Origin of the sequence: Cellulomonas denverensis, assembly GCF_012396125.1 — a bacterium.
Classification (GTDB): domain Bacteria; phylum Actinomycetota; class Actinomycetes; order Actinomycetales; family Cellulomonadaceae; genus Cellulomonas; species Cellulomonas denverensis.
Map to the genome: position 1 here is coordinate 74,374 of NZ_JAAXOX010000009.1, position 20,215 is coordinate 94,588.

Sequence of the window (20,215 nt, forward strand, 5' to 3'; positions counted from 1 at the left end):
AGGGCGGCCATGGCACAGACCACTGACGCCACGCCGCGCACCAGGGCACTGCCCGGCAACGACGGTGTCGGCGGCGAGGGCGGCGCACCCGGGAAACGGTCCCGGCTGGGCCAGTGGAACTCCGCGGTCACCAGCTACTACCTGCTCACCGGCGCCAGCGTGCTGCTGCTGGTGCTCGGCCTGGTGATGGTGCTGTCCTCCTCCTCGGTGGACTCGCTGGCCGACGGCGGTTCGCCCTACGCGGTGTTCTTCAGCCAGGCGCAGTTCGCGCTGATCGGCCTGCCGCTGATGTGGCTGGCCTCCCGGCTGCCGGTGCGGTTCTACCACCGCTTCGCCTGGTTCATCCTGGTCGGCGCGATCGTGATGCAGTTGCTGGTGTTCACCCCGCTCGGCATCGGGCAGGGCGGTAACCGGAACTGGATCCTGATCGGCGGGTTCACCGCCCAGCCTTCCGAGGCGGTCAAGCTCGCGCTGGCGATCTGGCTCGGCGCGGTGCTGGCCCGCAAGCGTGCGCTGCTGCAGGACTGGAAGCACTCGATCATCCCCGCGCTGCCGGTGGCACTGGTCGCCATCGGGGTGGTGCTGATGGGCCACGACCTGGGCACCGCGCTGGTGATGCTGATGTTGGTCGCCGGTGCGCTGTTCGTGGCCGGGGTGCCGATGCGGGTGTTCGGGGTGGCCGGGCTCGGCGCGGTGGTCGCGGTGATCGGCCTCGCGGTCACCAGCGAGAACCGGATGCAGCGGATCTCCGACTTCTTCTCCGGCGACCCCGACCTGGCCGCGGGCGGGTACCAGACGCTGCACGGCACCCAGGCCCTGGCCACCGGCGGCTGGTTCGGCCTCGGACTCGGGCAGTCCCGGGAGAAGTGGTCCTACCTGCCCGAGGCGCACAACGACTTCATCTTCGCGATCATCGGCGAGGAACTCGGCCTGATCGGCACCCTGCTGGTGCTGCTGTTGTTCGCCCTGCTGGCACTCGGCATGTTCCGGGTGATCGCTCGGCACCCCGACCCGGTCGCCCAGATCACCACCGGCGCGATCGCCGCCTGGATCATCGGGCAGGCGCTGGTGAACATGGGCGTGGTGGTCGGCCTGGTGCCGGTGATCGGCGTGCCGCTGCCGCTGGTCTCCGCCGGTGGCTCGGCGCTGATCATGACGATGGCCGCACTGGGTGTGGTGATCTCCTTCGCCCGGGGTGAGCCCGGCGCCGCCGAGGCCCTGTCCGCCCGCCCGCATGTGCTGCGCCGCTCGCTGGCCGTGATCGGCCGCGTCCGGCGGTGACCGGCACCGACCCGATCTCCCGCACCCCGCACCAGCCGCTTGACCGTCCGGAGGACACCGTGACCGCACCCGACCACCCCGCCGACGCGACCCCGGTCACCCGGGCGGTGCTGCTGGCGGGCGGGGGGACCGCCGGGCACGTCAACCCGCTGCTGTCCGTGGCCGAGGAGCTGCGGGCCCGGGACCCGGAGCTGCGACTGGCCGCGCTCGGCACCGAGGAGGGCCTGGAGTCCCGGCTGGTGCCGGAGCGGGGGATCGAGCTGTTCACGGTGCCCAAGGTGCCGCTGCCCCGGCGCCCCACCCCGGACTGGTTCCGGCTGCCCCGCCGGCTGCGTGGCGCGGTGGACGCCGCCGGTGCCGCCATCGATGAGGTGGGCGCCCAGGCGGTGGTCGGCTTCGGCGGGTATGTGGCGACCCCGGCGTACCTGGCGGCCCGCAACCGGGGCATCCCGGTGGTGATCCACGAGCAGAACGCGCGTGCGGGGCTGGCCAACCGGCTGGGCGCGCGCTGGGCCGAGTCGGTGGCGGTGACCTTCCCCGGCACCCGGCTGCCGCGCGCCGTGGTCACCGGCCTGCCGCTGCGGCCGGAGATCCTCGGGCTGCTGGCCGACCGGGAGGCCGACCCGGTCGGCACCCGGCGCCGGGCCGCCGCCGAACTCGGCATCGACCCCACCCGGCCGGTGCTGCTGGTCACCGGCGGTTCGCTCGGCGCGCTGTCGATCAACACCGCGGTCGCCGCCCAGGCCGCCGCCGTGCTGGCCACCGGTGCCGAGGTGCTGCACCTGACCGGGGCGGGCAAGGGCGACGCGGTGCGCTCGGCGGTCCGGGGTGTGCCGGGCGCCGAGCGCTATCACGTCCGGGAGTACCTGGGGGAGATGGAGCAGGCGCTGGCGATCGCCGACCTGGTGCTGTGCCGGGCGGGGGCGGGCACCGTCTCCGAGCTGGCCGCGCTCGGCATCCCGGCGGTGTACGTCCCGCTGCCGGTCGGCAACGGCGAACAGAAGCTGAACGCCCAGCCGGTGGTGGCCGCCGGCGGTGGCCTGCTGGTCGCCGACGACGACCTGACCCCGGACTGGTTCGCCGAGCACCTGGTGCCGCTGCTCAAGCCGCAGTCTGCGGCCCAGCGCGAGCAGATGGGTGCCGCCGCCGCGACCATCGGGGTGCCGGATGCCGCCCAGCGGGTGGCGGACCTGGTCGAGGACGCGCTGGCCGTGGGCGCCGAGCGGATCGCCGCGGCCGAGCAGGAGGCGGCGGACCGGCTCGCCGCCGCCGAGCAGGAGGACGCGGACCGGCTCGCCGCCGAGCAGGACGCGCCGGACCCGGAGGCGGTGCCGGACGAGGACGCTGCCGCGCCGCTCCCCGACCGGTCCGAGCAGGCCGCCGATGAGGACCTGCCGGCGGATGAGGATGCCGCCGCCGTCGAGCCGGTTGCGCCTGTGACCCCGGCCGGCCGGATCGACCCCGCCGACCCCACCACCTTCGGCACCGTGCACCTGATCGGGATCGGCGGGGCCGGGATGTCCGCCGTGGCCGGCCTGCTCGCCGAGCGCGGCCTGACCGTCCAGGGCTCCGACGCCCAGGAGGGCCCCGCGGTCGCCGGTCTGCGGGCCGCCGGGATCACCGTCCTGATCGGGCACGAGGCGGCGCATCTGGACGGCGCGGACACCGTGGTGATCTCCAGCGCGATCCGGGCGACCAACCCGGAGCTGGCCCGGGCCCGCGAGCTCGGCCTGCCGGTGCTGCACCGGTCCGAGGCGCTGGCCGCCCTGATGGACGACCGGATCGCCGTGGTGGTCGCCGGGGCGCACGGGAAGACCACCACCTCCGCGATGGTGGCGGCGGCGCTGACCGCGGTCGGCCGCCAGGACCCGGTGCTCGACCCCAGCTACGCGATCGGCGGCACGCTGCGCACCGAGGTGGGCCCGCTGCCCGGACACCGCACCGGCGCCGGACAGTCCTTCGTCGCCGAGGCCGACGAGTCGGACGGCTCCTTCCTGAACTACCGGCCCGCGGTCGCGGTGATCACCAACATCGAGCCGGACCACCTGGACCACTACGGCACCGTCGACGCCTTCGAGCAGGCCTTCGCCGATTTCACCGACCGGATCCGGCCGGGCGGGGCGCTGGTCGCCTGCACCGACGACCCGGGGGTGCAGCGCCTGCTGGCCCGGGTCGGCGACGAGCTGGCCGGCCGTGGCGTGCGGGTGCTGACCTACGGCCGGACCGGTGAGCCGGATCTGCGGCTCGGCGACACGGTCGAGACACCCGGCGGCTGGCGCACCCCGCTCACCTCCTCCCTGGACGGCCTGCCCGGCGCCACGCTGGAACTGCGGGTGCCCGGCGACCACAACGCCGCCGATGCCGCCGCCGCCTACCTGGCCGCCTGGGCCGCCGGTGCGGATGTGGTGGACACGGTGCGTGGCCTGGCCGAGTTCCAGGGCACCGGGCGCCGGTTCGAGGACCGCGGCACGGTCCGGGACATCCGGGTGGTCGACGACTACGCCCACCACCCGACCGAGGTCGCCGCCCTGCTGCGCACCGCGCGCGCGGTGGCCGGGACCGGCCGGGTGCTGGTGCTGTTCCAGCCGCACCTGTTCTCCCGGACCCGGGCGTTCGCCGACGAGTTCGCCGCGGCCCTGGGCCTGGCCGACCTCGCCGTGGTGACCGACGTCTACGCTGCCCGCGAGGACCCCGACCCCGAGGTGACCGGCGACACCATCGTCACGCTGGCACCGGACCCGGACCGGATGCGCTTCGTGCCCGGCCGGGAGGACGCGGCCCGGGCGGTCGCCGCCGCCGCACTGCCCGGCGACCTGGTGCTGACCGTCGGCGCCGGGGACGTCACCGCGCTCGGCGCCGTGATCCTGGCCGAGCTGGCGGAGGCGCCCACCCCGGAGCAGGACTGACCGGATGAGTCCGCAGCGTCCCCGTCCGCCGCAGCCCGGCCGTGCCGCGTCGCCCCGCCGCCCGGCGGCCCCGCGACCCGCGCCGCCCCGGGCCGGCGGTGGTGGTGCGCCCGAGCGGATCGCCCCGGACGGGGAACAGGACGTGTTCCTCGGGTCGGAGGACGCCACCGCCCCGGTGGCCGCCGCGCGCACCGGGGTGAACCCGGCGGCTGGGCGCACCGGGGGAACGCCGGGCCAGGGTCGGGGGCGTGCGACGACGGCGGCCGGGACCACCGGGCGCAGGGCCAGCACCGAGGTTCCCGGCACCGGGCGCGGGGGCGATGGCACTGCCACCGGGCGGCGACGCCCCACCGCACCCTCCGCGGCACGGACGACCGCGCCCGCGGCGGCCCGGAGCACCGCCCCGGCTTCGGGCTCGACCCGCACCGTCCCGGGCAGCCGCCGCACCGCGGCCGGCTCCGCCTCGGGGACCACGTCCTCGGCCACCGGAACCGCCCCGGGGACCCGAGCTCCCGCGGCCACCGCGCCCACCCCCGCCGCCGTCGCTCCCGCCCGGTCGCCGCGCCGCACCACCGGCACGGTCGCCGCCCCCGGACGCGGTGCGCCCCGCACCCCCGCCGGCGGCGTGGTGGCCCAGGGGTCGGCGGCCCGGTTCGCCGAGCGGGCCCGGGCGCACCGCCGACTGACCCAGCGCCGGATCCTGATCGTGGTCGCCGCCGTGCTGGCGGTGGCCGGACTGGCCTGGCTGCTGTTCTTCTCCCCGGTGCTGGCGCTGCGCGCGGACCAGGTGCAGGTGACCGGCGCGGACTCGGTGGTGGCGATGGACCAGGTGCAGGCGGTGGTGGACGCCCGGGACGGCTTGCCGCTGCCCCGGCTGGACACCTCGGCGCTGCGGTCGGAGCTGCTGGAGGTGCCGGGTGTGCGGGATGTCACGGTCACCCGGGAGTGGCCGCACGGGCTGAGCGTCGCGCTGGTCGCGCGCGAACCGGTGGCGGCGGTGCCGGAGGACTCGGAGGTGGTCCGCTCCGCGGAGGGCACCCCGACCGGGTCGGGCTTCGCACTGGTGGACGAGGAGGGGGTCCAGGTCGGTCGCGCGGATGCCGCACCGGAGGGACTGCCGGTGGTCGAGGTGCCGGTGGGGGAGGAGCGGGTGCTCTCCGCGGTGCTCGGTGTGCTGGAGCAACTGCCGGAGGATCTGCTGGCCCAGGTCGGCGAGGTGTCGGCGACCACCCAGGACTCGGTGAACTTCACCCTGCGCGACGGGGCGGCGGTGGAGTGGGGCAGCGACCAGGACTCGCCGTTGAAGGCCGCGGTGCTGTCGGCGCTGCGGGCGGCGCCGGAGACCGCCGGGGCCAGTCGCTACGACGTCTCCGCCCCGACTATGCCCGTCGTGGGATAGGGGCGAATCACACCGGTGTGATCCGACACGCGCGGCGTGGCAGATTGATCGCCCGGGACGTGGAACATACCTTCACGTCTAGACAGAAATGACATAACTCTAACCCTCTAGTTGAGGGTGAAGGTTCGTCCGACACGCGAAGACGAAGACGAGAGGCACCCACCGTGGCAGCTCCGCAGAACTACCTGGCGGTCATCAAGGTCGTCGGCATCGGCGGCGGTGGCGTCAACGCCGTGAACCGCATGATCGAGGTCGGGCTCAAGGGCGTCGAGTTCATCGCGGTGAACACCGATGCGCAGGCCCTGCTGATGTCGGACGCCGACGTGAAGCTGGACGTGGGCCGCGAGCTGACCCGCGGTCTGGGCGCCGGCGCCGACCCCGAGGTGGGCAAGAAGGCCGCCGAGGACCACGCGGAGGAGATCGAGGACGTCCTGCGCGGCGCCGACATGGTCTTCGTCACCGCCGGTGAGGGCGGTGGCACCGGCACCGGTGGCGCCCCGGTCGTCGCCCGGATCGCCCGCTCGCTCGGCGCGCTGACCATCGGTGTGGTCACCCGGCCGTTCCAGTTCGAGGGCCGTCGCCGCTCGGTGCAGGCCGACGCCGGCATCGAGGCGCTCCGGGCCGAGGTCGACACCCTGATCGTGATCCCGAACGACCGGCTGCTGTCCATCGCCGACCGCTCGGTCTCGGTGCTGGACGCGTTCCGCTCCGCCGACCAGGTGCTGCTCTCCGGTGTGCAGGGCATCACCGACCTGATCACCACCCCCGGCCTGATCAACCTGGACTTCGCCGACGTGAAGTCCGTGATGCAGGGTGCGGGCTCCGCGCTGATGGGGATCGGATCGGCCCGCGGCGAGGATCGTGCGGTGCAGGCCTCCGAACTGGCGATCAGCTCCCCGCTGCTGGAGGCCAGCATCGACGGCGCCCACGGCGTGCTGCTGTCCATCCAGGGTGGCTCCGACCTCGGCCTGTTCGAGATCAACGAGGCCGCCCGCCTGGTGCAGGAGGCCGCGCACCCGGAGGCGAACATCATCTTCGGTGCCGTGATCGACGACGCGCTGGGCGACGAGGTCCGGGTGACCGTGATCGCGGCCGGCTTCGACGGTGGGGCGCCGACCAAGCGCGACGACCGGGCACTCGGTCAGGTCGGCCGGGCCAGCGCACCGGCCCAGCCCGCGAGCATCCCGCCCGCCCCGGCCCCCGCCGTGCCGCCGACCACCGGTGCGCACGCCGCGGTGCACCCGCAGCCGGTCGACCCGGACGCCGAGGGCGAGGGCGTGCCCGCGTTCCTGTCCGCGGAGCAGGCCGCCGAGCGCACCTCCCAGCTCGAGGTCCCGCCGCGGATCTACGAGGAGGAGATCCAGCGCCGCCGGGACGACGAGCTGGACGTGCCCGACTTCCTCAAGTGACGCTGAGCGACGGCGCGGTGATCGGGGTCGACCTCGGCCCCGGCATCCGCGCCTGCTTCACCACCCGGGCCGGCGGGGTGAGCCCCGCGCCCTGGGACGAACTCAACCTCGGCCAGGCGGTCGGCGACGATCCGGACCGGGTCGCCGCCAACCGTGCCCGGGTCCAGGACTGGGCCGGCGTCCCGCTCAGCTGGGGTCACCAGGTGCACGGCACCGTGGTCCGGCTGGTCGACGGTCCGGACGCCGGGACGGACGACTGCGATGCCGTGGCGGTGCTGCGGCCCGGCCTCGGCGCGGCGGTGCTGGTCGCCGACTGCGTGCCGGTGCTGATCGCCGACCCGGACGCCCGGGTCGCCGCCGCCGTGCACGCCGGCCGCCGCGGACTGCTCGCCGGAGTGGTGCAGGAGGCCGTGGCCGCCCTGACCGCGCACGGCGCCGACCCGGCCCGGATGCGGGCGGCGATCGGCCCGTGCATCCGCGGCCCGCACTACGAGGTGCCCGCCGCCATGCGGGACGAGGCGGCCGCGGTGCTGCCGGCCACCGCGTGCACCACCGTGGACGGCACCCCCGGCCTGGACCTGCCCGCCGGGGTGCGCAGCGTGCTCACGGCTGCCGGGCTGCGCGAGGTGCTGGACACCGGGCTGGACACGGCGGTCGACGACCGCTTCTTCTCGCACCGGAGAGCCCAGCGGGCGGGGGTCACCACCGGCCGCTCCGCCGGTGTGATCGCCCTGGTCTGAACGCATTGCCGCGGGCGGTCCGGGCGTGTCGTGACCGGGGCCCGCGTGTCGCGTTGCTAGCGTGACCGTGCAGGACATGTCAGTTTCCGCAGGATGGAGTGACCGCGATGGCCGGAGCGCTGCGCAAGACCATGCTGTACCTCGGACTTGCCGACGACCGTGGCGAGCACGAGCAGTACGTCGACGAGTACGACGAGCCGGAGGCACCGATGGTGGACGACTACGAGGCCGAGGTGACCCCGCTGCGCCCGCAGCCGGCTCCGTCGCGCCCGGTGGCCGATACCCGTGCGGGCGAGGGGGAGATCCGGCGGATCACCACCATTCACCCGCGCTCGTACAACGACGCCCGCAAGATCGGTGAGGCGTTCCGCGCCGGCACCCCCGTGATCATGAACCTCTCGGACATGGACGACTCGGACGCCAAGCGCCTGGTCGACTTCGCCGCGGGTCTGATCTTCGGCCTGCACGGCGCGATCGAGCGGGTGACCAACAAGGTCTTCCTGCTGTCGCCGTCCAGCGTCGAGATCTCCGGTGGCGTCGAGCGGCCGGGCGAGACCTCGCGCGGCAGCTTCTTCAACCAGAGCTGACACGTGCGCGTCGTTCTCGGGGTGCTCCAGGTTGCTGTCCTGCTGTTCATCCTGGTGCTGTTCGCCCGGCTGATCCTGGACTGGGTCCAGGTCTTCGCCCGGGACTGGCGCCCCCGAGGCGCCGCGCTGGTGGTCGCGGAGGCGGTCTACACCGTCACCGACCCGCCGCTGCGCTGGCTCCGACGGATCATCCCGCCGCTGTCGCTGGGGTCGATCCGGCTCGATCTCGGGTTCATGGTGCTGGTGCTGGGTTGTTGGTTCCTGCTGTCGATGCTGGGATTCCTGGCGGCAGGTTTGTAAGGACCGGGCACTCGGTGCCCGGCACGCATTGCCCCCGCCTCGACGTCGGGTCCCGGCGGGGACGTGCGGATATGTGATTGTCCGATACGGTGATCCGAGGTGGTCGGCGGACTACCACCGGCTCGACCCAGTTCGACAGAAGGTGACGACGATGGCACTGCTGACTGCAGACGACGTCCTGAACAAGAAGTTCCAGGCAACCAAGTTCCGTGAGGGCTACGACCAGGACGAGGTCGACGACTTCCTGGACGAGGTCGTCAACACCCTGCGGGAGACCCAGGCCGAGAACGACGACCTCAAGGGCAAGCTCGCCGCCGCCGAGCGTCGCATCGCCGAGCTGAGCCGCGCCGGCGCCCAGGCTGCCCCGGCGGCCGCGCCCAAGCCGGAGCCCGAGCCCGAGAAGCCGGCCCCCGCGCCGATCGTGCCGACCCCGGCCCCCGCGCCGGTGCAGGCGACCGCACCGGTCCAGCCGCAGCGGCAGAGCGAGCCGGAGTCCGCCACCGGCATGCTGGCGCTGGCCCAGAAGCTGCACGACGACTACGTGCGCTCCGGTCAGGAGGAGGGTGACCGCCTGGTCACCGAGGCCAAGTCCCAGGCCGCGCGGATCGTCCGCGAGGCGGAGGAGACCTCGGCCCGCACGCTGGCCCAGCTCGAGGAGGAGCGGTCGATGCTCGACCGCAAGATCGACGAGCTGCGGGTGTTCGAGCGCGACTACCGCACCCGGCTCAAGAGCTACCTCGAGAACCTGCTCGGCGACCTGGACAACCGCGGATCGGGGGTGCCGCCCCGGGGTCAGGGCGCCACCCCGTCGACCAACATCTGATCGACACCCACGTCACCTCACAACACACCACGTCCGGACGCCGGGCGTGGTGTGTTGTGCGTCGTGGGTCAGGCACATACGCTTCGCGGACTCTCGAGAGAACAGGACATCGCCCGTGGCCCTGAACGAATCCCTTGACGCACGCCCCACGATCCCGGACCTGTCCGACGCCGCCGAGCGTTTCCCGGTGCGCGCGGGGGAGGAGTCGTGGAGCCCGGCCGAGGTCCAGGCCATCGCCGACGACCTGCTGGCCGAGCTGGACCGCCTGACCGCCGAGCTGGCCAGTGCGGACGAGGAACTGAACGAGCTGCTGCGCAACTCCGGCGACGGCGCGGGCGACGACCAGGCCGACAGCGGTTCCTCCGCCCTCGAGCGCGAGCACGAGCTGACCCTGGTGAACAACACCCGGGACATGCTGCGCCAGACCAGCCGCGCGCTGGAGCGGATCTCGGCCGGCACCTTCGCCCGCTGCGACTCCTGTCACGAGGCGATCGGCAAGGCCCGGGTGCAGGCGTTCCCGCGCGCCGTGCTGTGCGTGGCCTGCAAGCAGCGCGAGGAGCGGCGCTGAGCCGGCTGCGCGCTGCGTAGACTCCTGCCCGATGTCGACGAACCCGCTGCCCGCGCCCACCCCGGCTCCCGTGTCCGCCCGCCGGCCCCGGCTGATCTGGCTGATCGCGCTGGCGGTCGGCGTCCTGATCGTCGACCAGGTCACCAAGGCCTGGGCGCTGGCCGCGCTGGACGAGGGGGTACGGCACCCGGTGCTGGGCGACCTGCTCGGCATCCAGTTGCTGTTCAACCCCGGCGCCGCCCTGGGCCTGGCGACCGGCACCACCTGGCTGCTCACCCTGATCGCCCTGGTGGTGATCGTGGTGATCGTGCGGGTGGCCCGGCGGCTCGGCAGCACCGGCTGGGCGATCGCGCTCGGGCTGTTGCTGGGTGGGGCACTGGGCAACCTGATCGACCGGCTGGTCCGCGAGCCCGGGGTCGGGCGCGGGCACGTGATCGACTTCATCGCCTACGGGAACCTGTTCGTCGGGAACGTCGCGGACATCGCGATCGTGGCGGCGGCCGGGTTGCTGATGATCCTGTCGTTCCGCGGGGTGCGGCTGGACGGGACCCGGGAGAGCTCGGGCGAGGCGGCCCACGCTGCCGGTCGTGCCGATGCCGACCACGCTGTGGACGGCGGGACCGACGGGCCGACCACGGACGACCTCAGCGCCACCGACCACACCGGCACCGACCACAGCACCGCCGACCACAGCGCCGCCGACCAGGCCCGGGACGACCGCCGCGATGGCTGACCTGCGCAGCCTGCCGGTCCCGGACGCGCTGGCCGGTGAACGGGTGGACGCCGCGCTGTCCCGGATGCTCGGCCTGTCCCGCACCCGTGCCGCCGAACTCGCCGAGGCCGGCCGGGTCCGGGTGGACGGGGTCGAGGTCGGCAAGTCGGCGCGGCTGACCCCGGACGGCTGGCTGGAGGTCGAGCTGCCCGACCCGGAACCCGCGGGCCCGGTGGTGGTCGCCGAGGACGTGCCCGAGCTGCGGGTGGTGCACGACGACGCCGACCTGGTGGTGGTGAACAAGCCGGTCGGGGTCGCTGCGCACCCGTCGCCGGGCTGGACCGGTCCGACCGTGGTCGGGGTGCTCGCCGCCCGGGGCTACCGGATCGCCACCAGCGGCGCCGCCGAGCGCCAGGGCGTGGTGCACCGACTGGACGTCGGCACCTCGGGCCTGATGGTGGTCGCCAAGTCCGAACACGCCTACACCGCGCTCAAGCGGGCGTTCAAGGAGCGGACGGTGGACAAGGTCTACCACGCGCTCGCCCAGGGCCATCCGGAGCCGACCACCGGCACCATCGACGCCCCGATCGGCCGGCACCCGGGCAACGACTGGAAGTTCGCCGTGGTCGCGGACGGCAAGCCCTCGGTCACCCACTACGAGGTGCTGGAGATGCTGCCGGCCGCCTCGCTCTGCGAGGTGCACCTGGAGACCGGCCGCACCCACCAGATCCGGGTGCACTTCTCCGCGCTGCGGCACCCGCTGGTCGGCGACCTGACCTACGGCGCCGACCCGGTGCTGGCGGCGAAGGTCGGGCTGAGCCGGCAGTGGCTGCACGCGATGCGGCTCGGCTTCGAGCACCCGGGGACCGGGCAGTACCTGGAGCTGACCAGCGAGTACCCGGCCGATCTGGCCGCCGCCCTGGACAGTCTGCGGGACGCCTACCGCTGACCCGGCGGGGCTGTGCCGGGGTGTCCGAGGCGGCACCTAGGATGGTCGGCATGGCATCGGAGAGTGGCTTCGTTCATCTGCACGTCCACACCGAGTACTCGATGCTGGACGGCGCCGCGCGGATCGGCGAGCTGCTGGACGAGGCGCAGCGGGTCGGGCAGAACGCGATGGCGATCACCGATCACGGCTACCTGTTCGGCGCCTACGACTTCTACGCCCAGGCCCGCAAGCGCGGCATCAAGCCGATCATCGGCGTCGAGGCGTACGTCACCCCGGGCACCAGCCGCTTCGACCAGAACCGGGTGCGCTGGGGCGAGGCGCACCAGGCCTCCGACGACGTCTCGGCCCGTGGTGCGTACACCCACATGACGCTGCTGTCCCGGAGCACCGAGGGCATGCACAACCTGTTCCGGCTCGGCTCGCTGGCCTCGATCGAGGGGCAGATGGGCAAGTGGCCGCGGATGGACCGGGAACTGATCTCCCGCTACTCCGAGGGCCTGATCGCCACCTCCGGCTGCCCGTCCAGCGAGATCCAGACCCGGCTGCGGCTGGGGCACGACGCCGAGGCGCTCCGGGCCGCCGGGGAACTGCAGGACATCTTCGGCAAGGACAACTTCTACATCGAGCTGATGGACCACGGCCTGGAGATCGAGCGCCGGACCATCAAGGGCCTGCTGAACATCGCCGAGCAGATCGGCGCCCCCCTGGTCGCCACCAACGACCTGCACTACACCAAGAAGGACGACGCCCACGCGCACGAGGTGCTGCTGGCGGTGCAGTCCGGCTCCACCCTGGACGAGCCCACCTACGACAACGGCGGCTCCCGGTTCGCGTTCAGCGGCGACGGCTACTACGTCAAGACCGCCGAGGAGATGCGCCGGACCTGGTCCGAGCTGCCCGAGGCCTGCGACAACACCCTGCTGATCGCCGAGCGGTGCGAGGTCGAGTTCCCGACCGACGCCAACTACATGCCGCGCTTCCCGGTGCCGGACGGCGAGGACGAGAACTCCTGGTTCATCAAGGAGGTCGAGCGCGGGCTGCACAAGCGCTACCCGGACGGCATCCCGGATGACGTCCGCCGGCAGGCCGACTACGAGACCGGCGTCATCGTCCAGCTCGGCTTCTCCGGGTACTTCCTGGTGGTCGCCGACTTCATCGAGTGGGCCAAGAACCAGGGCATCCGGGTGGGGCCGGGCCGTGGGTCGGCGGCCGGGTCGATGGCGTCCTACGCGATGGGCATCACCGAGCTCGACCCGCTGCGGCACGGCCTGATCTTCGAGCGGTTCCTCAACCCCGAGCGCGTGTCCTGGCCGGATGTCGACGTGGACTTCGACGAGCGCCGGCGCGGCGAGGTCATCCGGTACGTCACCGAGAAGTACGGCGACGACCGGGTGGCCCAGATCGTCACCTACGGCACCATCAAGGCCAAGCAGGCACTCAAGGACTCCTCGCGGGTGCTCGGCCTGCCGTTCGCGATGGGGGAGAAGCTCACCAAGGCGATGCCGCCGGCCGTGATGGGTAAGGACATCACCCTGTCCGGCATCTACAACCCGGACGACCCGCGCTACCCCGAGGCGGAGGAGTTCCGCCAGGTGGTGCAGGCCGACCCGGAGGCCCAGCGCGTGCTGGAGACCGCCCGCGGCCTGGAGAACCTCAAGCGCCAGTGGGGCGTGCACGCCGCCGGGGTGATCATGTCCAGCGAGCCGCTGCTGGACATCATCCCGATCATGAAGCGCCCGCAGGACGGCGCGATCATCACCCAGTTCGACTACCCGACGTCCGAGGGCCTCGGCCTGATCAAGATGGACTTCCTCGGGCTGCGCAACCTGACCATCCTGGACGACGCGCTGCGCAACATCGTCGCCAACGGCAAGGACCCGATCGAGCTGGAGGACATCCCGCTCGACGACCCGGCGACCTACCAGCTGCTCGGCTCCGGCAACACTCTGGGCGTGTTCCAGCTCGACGGTGGGCCGATGCGTGCCCTGCTGCGCCAGATGCGCCCGGACAACTTCGAGGACATCTCCGCGGTCATCGCCCTGTACCGGCCCGGGCCGATGGGCATGAACTCGCACACCAACTACGCCCTGCGCAAGACCGGCCTGCAGGAGATCACCCCGATCCACCCCGAGCTGGCCGAGCCGCTCGCGGACGTGCTGGACGGCACCTACGGCCTGATCGTGTACCAGGAGCAGGTGCAGAAGGCCGCCCAGGTGCTCGCCGGGTACTCCCTCGGCCAGGCGGACCTGCTCCGCCGCGCGATGGGCAAGAAGAAGAAGGAGATCCTGGAGAAGGAGTTCATCCCGTTCCAGGCCGGGATGCGCGAGCGGGGCTACTCCGACCCCGCGATCCAGGCGGTGTGGGACACCCTGGTGCCGTTCGCCGGATACGCCTTCAACAAGGCACACTCCGCGGGCTACGGCGTGGTCGCGTACTGGACCGCCTTCCTCAAGGCGAACTACCCGACCGAGTACATGGCCGGCCTGCTCACCAGCGTGCGCGACGACAAGGACAAGTCGGCGCTCTACCTGAACGAGTGCCGCCGGATGGGCATCACGGTGCTCCCGCCGGACGTCAACTCCTCCGATGCGCTGTTCACCGCCGTCGGCGCCGACATCCGGTTCGGCCTGACCGCGGTCCGCAACGTCGGCGCGAACGTGGTGGCCGAGATCGTCAAGGCCCGGCAGGAGAAGGGTGACTTCACCTCCTTCACCGACTTCCTGGACAAGGTCCCCGCGGTGGTCTGCAACAAGCGGACCATCGAGTCGCTGATCAAGTCCGGCGCCTTCGACTCCCTCGGCCACGCCCGGCGCGCCCTGCTGCTGGTGCACGAGCAGGCCGTCGACTCGGTGATCGGCGTCAAGCGCAAGGAGGCCGAAGGTCAGTTCGACCTGTTCGCCGACCTCGGTGGCGCCGACGAGGGCCCGAGCTTCGCCGTCCAGGTGCCCGAGGTGCCGGACTGGGACAAGAAGCAGCGGCTCGCCTTCGAGCGGGAGATGCTCGGCCTCTACGTCTCCGACCACCCGCTGTCCGGCCTGGAACACGTGCTCAGCGCCGCCGCCGACGTCCCGATCGCCACCCTGATGGCCGACGAGGACCGCCCCGACGGGTCCACCGTCCTGGTCGCCGGGCTGATCACCTCGCTGCAGCGCAAGATGTCCAAGCAGGGCAACCCGTGGGCCGCGGTCACCCTGGAGGACATGGCCGGCTCGGTGGAGATCATGTTCTTCGGCGAGACCTACCTGGCCTACTCCACCGTGCTGGCCGAGGACGCCGTGATCGTGGTCCGCGGCCGGGTCCGCCGCCGCGACGACACCATGCAGTTGCAGGCGATGGAGGTGTCCCTGCCGGACGTCTCCGCGGTCGCCGACGCCCCGGTCGTGGTCACCCTGCCCGAGTCGCGGGCCACCGTCCCGGTGGTCGACCGGCTGCGTGAGGTGCTGCACACCCACCCCGGCGTCAGCGAGGTGCACCTGCGGCTGACCCGGCCCGGCCGCGCCACCGTCGTGCGGCTCGACCCCGGGCTGCGGGTGGAGCGGTCGCCCGCGCTGTACGGCGACCTCAAGGCACTGCTCGGACCCAGCTGCTTGGCCTCCAGCGTCGCCGCCCCCGTCGGCTGACCGGCGGCGCGTGGCCCGGCGCTGCCGCGCCCCGGGCCGGCGCGCCGGCGTGTCCCGGCGCCGAGTTCGGTACATCGGCGGTGAGTTCGTGACCCGCGGGACCGCACTCGGCGCGGGAGTCACGACCTCGCGGCGCCGACGGTCTCGGCCGCCGCGAGCGGCGCGGGAGTCAGAGGGGTGCCGACGGGGTGGCGGCGTGCCGTCGCCGAGTTCGGCGCATCGGCGGTGAGCTCGTCACCGGCGGGACCGCATTCGGCGCGGGTGTCACGACCTCGCGGGACCGACGGTCTCAGCCGACGTCGGCGGCGACGGACGACCGGAGGTGACCTGCCTGGGTGTCGGCGTCACATCGCCGAGTTCGGTGCATCGGCGGTGAGTTCGTGAACCGTGGGACCGCACTCGGCGCGGGTGTCACGACCTCGCGGCACCGACGGTCTCAGTCGCCGCGATCGGCGCGGGAGTCAGAGGGGTGCCGACGGGGTGGCGGCGTGCCGTCGCCGAGTTCGGTGCATCGGCGGTGAGTTCGTGAACCGTGGGACCGCACTCGGCGCGGGTGTCACGACCTCGCGGCACCGACGGTCTCAGTCGCCGCGATCGGCGCGGGAGTCAGAGGGGTGCCGACGCGGTGGCGGCGTGCCGTCGCCGAGTTCGGTGCATCGGCGGTGAGTTCGTCAGCCGCGGGACCGCACTCGACGCGGGTGTCACGACCTCGGGGCGCGGTTCGGCTGGGTCGCCATCGGATGCCGGCGCGGTGGGACCGTGCTCGCTGGTTCCGCGGGCGACGGGTGGACGAGGGCGGTCGGCACGCGGGGCGGTCAGCCCCCGGGGCGGTCAGCCCGCGGGCTGGTCAGCCGACGCGGGCGGCGAGGGAGCCGGCGGGGGAGTCGACCTCGACCGTGTCGCCCCGGTGCAGTTGCCGACCGCGGCGCTCCTCGACCTCGCCGTTGACCCGGACGTCGCCGTTCTCGATCAGCAGGCGGGCGTCGGCGCCGGAGTCGGCCAGGTTCGCCAGCTTGAGGAACTGGCCCAGGCGGATGACGTCGTCGGAGATCGGCACGGTGTCCACGGCACCCATCCTGCCAGGCCGCCGGTGGGTGGACGTCCCGGGCCGTGGCACCCCCCGAGCGCCTAGACTCGGACGGGTGATCTCCCGGATCGACCTGCGCGGTCGCACCCTGACCCGTCGTGAGCTCCTCGAGGAGCTGCCCCGCCCCGAGGTGGATGTGGAGGCTGCCACCGAGTCGGTGGCGCCCATCCTGGCCGACGTGCGCCATCGGGGCGCCGACGCGCTGCGGGACCTGGCCGAGCGCTTCGACGGGGTGCGCCCGGAGCACCTGCGGGTGCCGGCAGAGGCGATCGCCGCCGCGGTGGACGTGCTGGACCCGCAGGTGCGTGCCGCCCTGGAGGAGACGATCCGCCGGGTGCGCACCGTGCACGCGGCGCAGCGCCCGGCCGACTTCACTGTGCAGGTGGCGCCGGGCGCGCAGGTGCGTCAGCGCTGGATCCCGGTGCGCCGGGTCGGCCTGTACGTGCCTGGAGGCCTGGCGGTGTACCCGTCGTCGGTGATCATGAACGTGGTCGCCGCCCAGGAGGCCGGGGTCGGTGCACTGGCCGTGGCGTCGCCGCCGCAGCAGGACAACGGCGGGCTGCCGGACCCGGTGGTGCTGGCGACCTGCGCGCTGCTCGGGGTGGACGAGGTCTACGCCGCCGGGGGTGCCCAGGCGATTGGCCTGCTTGCCTACGGGGCGGCCGAGTCGGACGGCAGCACGCTGTGCGAGCCGGTCGACGTGATCACCGGCCCGGGCAACGTCTATGTCGCCGCCGCCAAGCGCCTGGTCCGCGGGGTGGTCGGGATCGACGCCGAGGCCGGACCGACCGAGATCGCGATCCTGGCCGACGGCACCGCCGACCCGGTGCACGTGGCAGCCGATCTGGTGTCGCAGGCCGAGCACGACCCGCTGGCCGCGTCGGTGCTGGTCACGCCGTCGGTGGAGCTGGCGATGGCGGTGCAGGCCAAGCTGGTCGATCGAGTGCAGGTCACCCGGCACGCCCAGCGGGTGGCGCAGGCGCTCGGTGGCCGGCAGTCGGCGATCGTCCTGGTCGACGACCTGGAGGCCGGGCTGGACGTGGTCAACGCCTACGGCGCGGAGCACCTGGAGATCCAGACCGTGCACGCCGCCGAGGTGGCCGAGCGGGTGACCAGCGCCGGGGCGATCTTCGTCGGCCCGTACTCGCCGGTGTCCCTGGGCGACTACATCGCCGGGTCGAACCACGTGCTGCCCACCGGCGGCTGTGCGCACTTCAGCTCCGGTCTGGGCGTGCACTCGTTCGTGCGGGCAGTGCAGGTGATCGAGTACGACGCGGACGCGCTGCGTGAGGTGTCCGGCAAGATCGTCGCCCTGGCGGAGGCCGAGGGGCTGCCCGCGCACGGCGAGGCGGTCACCGCGCGGTTCTGAGCGGTGCTCCGCGCGGTGTGTCCCATGCCGAGCACGGGCCAGACCACGCCGGAACGGCTCGCTCACGCCGCGCCGGCGCTCGCTCCACGCCAGGGCAGGTGAGCCCGAGCCGCGGCCGGCTCACCCGCGCCCGCAGTGTGGCTCACCCTCGAATACGGCTCAGCTCACGCCGCGCCGGCACTCGCTCCACGCCAGGGCAGGTGAGCCCGCGCCACGGCCGGCTCACCTGCGCCCGCAGCGTGGCTCACCCCCGAAAACGGCTCAGCCCACGCCGAGCACGAAGGGCATCACCTCCGCGGCGCCCGCGCGGCGCAGCAGGCGGGCCGCGACGGTCAGCGTCCACCCGCTGTCCACCCGGTCGTCCACCAGCAGCACCCGTCGTCCGGGCAGCCCTGCCGCGGCCGCCGGGGACAGGTCGAGCTCCAGGCGCCGGACCACCCCGGCGAGCCGGTGCGCGGAGTTCACGTCGTGCCGCCCGGCGACCGTCCCCGGCGCCGGGCGCACGGAGCCGACCACCGGGACGCCGAGGTGCCGGGCCACCCCCTCGGCCAGGTGCCGGACCAGCGCGGTCTGCCGCTCGGACTCGATCAGCACCACTCCCTCCGGCGGCGCCGACCACTCCCAGGCGTCCAGGGTGGCGAGCACCGGCCCGCGCAGCGCCTGCGGCAGCCCGTCGGGTGCCGGGGCCTCCGGCGCGAACAGATCGCGCAGCAGCCCGCCCCAGCCGACCGAGTCCATCCGCGCCACCGCCCGGCCGGGTTCGGCGCGCTCCTCGGCGGCGATCCGGCCGGACAGCTCGATGCCGAGGGTGGCCATGCCGGAGGGCCACTGTCGTCGCGGGTCCACCACCACCCCGGCGGTGGCGAGCTGCTCCCGGGCGGCGGCGACCTGGTCGGCGTCCGGTGCGTGTCCGGGCGACCGGCCGGTGCAGGTGTCACACCGGCCGCACCGCCAGTCGGAGCCGGCGGCCAGGTCGGGGTCGTCCAACGCTCGACGCAGATGGGCCATCCGGCAACCGTCGGTGGCGATGTAGTCCAGCATCGACTGCTGTTCGGCCTTGCGGGTGGCGGTCACCCGGGCGTACCGCTCGCCGTCGTAGCTCCACGGCCGGCCGGTGGCCTCCCACCCGCCGCGGACCCGGCGCACCGCACCGTCCACGTCCAGCACCTTGAGCATCTGTTCCAGGCGACCGCGGCGCAGACTGACCCGGGGTTCCAGCGCGGTGGTGGACAGGGTGCCGTGCTCAGCGAGCGCGTCCAGGGCGGCCCGCACGTCGGCCTCCGGCGGGAAGGCGGTTCCGGCGAACCAGTCCCAGATCGCGCGGTCCTCCCGGCCGGGCAGCAGCACCGCGGCGGCCCGGCCACCGGCGGCCTCGGCGGCGCGACCGGCCCGGCCGACCTGCTGGTAGTAGCTGATCGGGGAGGAGGGGGCGCCCACGTGCACGACGAACCCAAGATCGGGTTTGTCGAAGCCCATCCCGAGCGCGGACGTGGCGACCAGGGCCTTGACCCGGTTCGCCAGCAGGTCCGCCTCGGCCTCCTCGCGCTCGGCCGGGTCGGTTTGCCCGGTGTAGACCCGCACGTCCAGACCGGCGGAGCGCAGGTGCTCGGTGACCTGGCCTGCGGCGGCGATGGTGAGGCAGTAGACGATCCCGGAACCGTCCAGCGCGGGCAGATTGGCGGTCAGCCAGGCCAGCTGTGCGGCGGTGTCGGGCAGCCGGACCACCGACAGGTCGAGGCTGGACCGGTCGAGCGGTCCGCGCAGCACCAGCACGTCCTGGTCTCGCCCGGTGCCGAGCTGCTCGGCGATGTCCGCGGTGACCCGCCCGTTCGCGGTGGCGGTGGTGGCGAGCACCGGGATCCCGGCGGGCAGGTCGGCCAGCAGGGTGCGCAGCCGCCGGTAGTCGGGCCGGAAGTCGTGCCCCCAGTCGGAGATGCAGTGTGCCTCGTCGACCACCACTAGCCCGGCGTCGGCGGCCAGGGCGGGCAGCACCTCGTCCCGGAACGCCGGGTTGTTCAGCCGCTCCGGGCTGACCAGCAGCACGTCGATCTGCCCGGCGGCGACCGCGGCGTGCACCTCGTCCCACTCGGTGACGTTGGCGGAGTTGAGCGTCGCCGCCCGCACCCCGGCACCGGCGGCGGAGGCGACCTGGTTGCGCATCAGGGCCAGCAGCGGCGACACCAGCACCGTGGGTCCCGCGCCCCGGGCCCGCAGCAGGGCGGTCGCCACGAAGTACACCGCCGACTTGCCCCACCCGGTGCGCTGGACGACCAGGGCTCGCCGGTGGTCGCGCACCAGCGCCTCGATCGCCCGCCACTGGTCGTCGCGCAGCCGGGCATCCGGGCGGCCGACCAGGCGGCGCAGCACGGCCTCGGCCTCGGCGCGCAGGTCCTCGGCGACGGTGGGATCGGGTGTGGTGCTCATGGCCGGGCAGCCTAGGCGCAGCTCCCGACAGCCGGGGCCGG

15 protein-coding genes are annotated in these 20,215 nt (G+C 73.5%); 13 read left to right on the forward strand and 2 right to left on the reverse strand.

Annotated elements, in window-relative coordinates; translation table 11 throughout:
* The first annotated feature begins 9 nt into the window (after nt 1-9).
* The 12 genes from ftsW (at nt 10) to dnaE (ending at nt 15,294) form a co-directional block, all read left to right on the forward strand.
* Nucleotides 10-1,281 (forward strand): putative lipid II flippase FtsW, encoded by a 1,272-nt coding sequence (gene ftsW, locus HGA03_RS14350; RefSeq protein WP_168630974.1) that lies wholly within the window; start codon nt 10-12, stop codon nt 1,279-1,281.
* On the forward strand, nt 1,278-4,187 hold the full coding sequence (gene murC, locus HGA03_RS19635) for a UDP-N-acetylmuramate--L-alanine ligase (protein ID WP_308439754.1): 2,910 nt from the start codon (nt 1,278-1,280) through the stop codon (nt 4,185-4,187). Before ftsW ends, murC begins: the two co-directional genes overlap by 4 nt.
* 4 nt (nt 4,188-4,191) lie before the next feature.
* Nucleotides 4,192-5,586 (forward strand): cell division protein FtsQ/DivIB, encoded by a 1,395-nt coding sequence (locus HGA03_RS14360; protein ID WP_203767369.1) that lies wholly within the window; start codon nt 4,192-4,194, stop codon nt 5,584-5,586.
* Nucleotides 5,587-5,750: 164 nt separating this feature from the next.
* Complete coding sequence (gene ftsZ, locus HGA03_RS14365; RefSeq protein ID WP_168630975.1) at nt 5,751-6,995, forward strand: cell division protein FtsZ; 1,245 nt, start codon at nt 5,751-5,753, stop codon at nt 6,993-6,995.
* A complete protein-coding gene (gene pgeF, locus HGA03_RS14370; RefSeq protein ID WP_239073541.1) occupies nt 6,992-7,735 on the forward strand; it encodes a peptidoglycan editing factor PgeF in 744 nt (247 codons plus the stop codon). Before ftsZ ends, pgeF begins: the two co-directional genes overlap by 4 nt.
* Nucleotides 7,736-7,842: 107 nt before the next feature.
* On the forward strand, nt 7,843-8,322 hold the full coding sequence (locus tag HGA03_RS14375) for a cell division protein SepF (protein ID WP_168630976.1): 480 nt from the start codon (nt 7,843-7,845) through the stop codon (nt 8,320-8,322).
* Between the two features lie 3 nt (nt 8,323-8,325).
* Complete coding sequence (locus HGA03_RS14380) at nt 8,326-8,622, forward strand: YggT family protein (RefSeq protein WP_168630977.1); 297 nt, start codon at nt 8,326-8,328, stop codon at nt 8,620-8,622.
* Nucleotides 8,623-8,773: 151 nt separating this feature from the next.
* Nucleotides 8,774-9,445 carry a DivIVA domain-containing protein gene (locus HGA03_RS14385; protein WP_168630978.1) on the forward strand — a complete coding sequence of 224 codons (672 nt, stop codon included), beginning with the start codon at nt 8,774-8,776 and terminating at the stop codon, nt 9,443-9,445.
* Nucleotides 9,446-9,560: 115 nt separating this feature from the next.
* Nucleotides 9,561-10,013: a TraR/DksA family transcriptional regulator gene (locus tag HGA03_RS14390; protein WP_168630979.1), complete on the forward strand. Its 453-nt coding sequence runs from the start codon at nt 9,561-9,563 to the stop codon at nt 10,011-10,013.
* 31 nt (nt 10,014-10,044) lie between these two features.
* On the forward strand, nt 10,045-10,746 hold the full coding sequence (gene lspA / locus HGA03_RS14395) for a signal peptidase II (protein ID WP_168630980.1): 702 nt from the start codon (nt 10,045-10,047) through the stop codon (nt 10,744-10,746).
* Nucleotides 10,739-11,674 carry an RluA family pseudouridine synthase gene (locus HGA03_RS14400; RefSeq protein WP_168630981.1) on the forward strand — a complete coding sequence of 312 codons (936 nt, stop codon included), beginning with the start codon at nt 10,739-10,741 and terminating at the stop codon, nt 11,672-11,674. The genes lspA and HGA03_RS14400 overlap by 8 nt, the downstream gene beginning before the upstream one ends.
* Nucleotides 11,675-11,724: 50 nt before the next feature.
* Nucleotides 11,725-15,294 (forward strand): DNA polymerase III subunit alpha, encoded by a 3,570-nt coding sequence (gene dnaE / locus HGA03_RS14405; RefSeq protein WP_168630982.1) that lies wholly within the window; start codon nt 11,725-11,727, stop codon nt 15,292-15,294.
* A gap of 847 nt (nt 15,295-16,141) precedes the next feature.
* On the opposite strand, the gene HGA03_RS14410 is transcribed toward dnaE, so the two are convergent.
* Nucleotides 16,142-16,369 carry an RNA-binding S4 domain-containing protein gene (locus HGA03_RS14410; RefSeq protein WP_168630983.1) on the reverse strand — a complete coding sequence of 76 codons (228 nt, stop codon included), beginning with the start codon at nt 16,367-16,369 and terminating at the stop codon, nt 16,142-16,144.
* Between the two features lie 67 nt (nt 16,370-16,436).
* Between HGA03_RS14410 and hisD the strand changes: the two genes are divergently transcribed.
* A complete protein-coding gene (gene hisD / locus HGA03_RS14415; RefSeq protein WP_168630984.1) occupies nt 16,437-17,750 on the forward strand; it encodes a histidinol dehydrogenase in 1,314 nt (437 codons plus the stop codon).
* A gap of 261 nt (nt 17,751-18,011) precedes the next feature.
* Here the strand turns inward: hisD and HGA03_RS14420 are convergent, their stop codons facing one another.
* A complete protein-coding gene (locus tag HGA03_RS14420; RefSeq protein ID WP_168630985.1) occupies nt 18,012-20,174 on the reverse strand; it encodes a RecQ family ATP-dependent DNA helicase in 2,163 nt (720 codons plus the stop codon).
* Nucleotides 20,175-20,215: the final 41 nt, after the last annotated feature.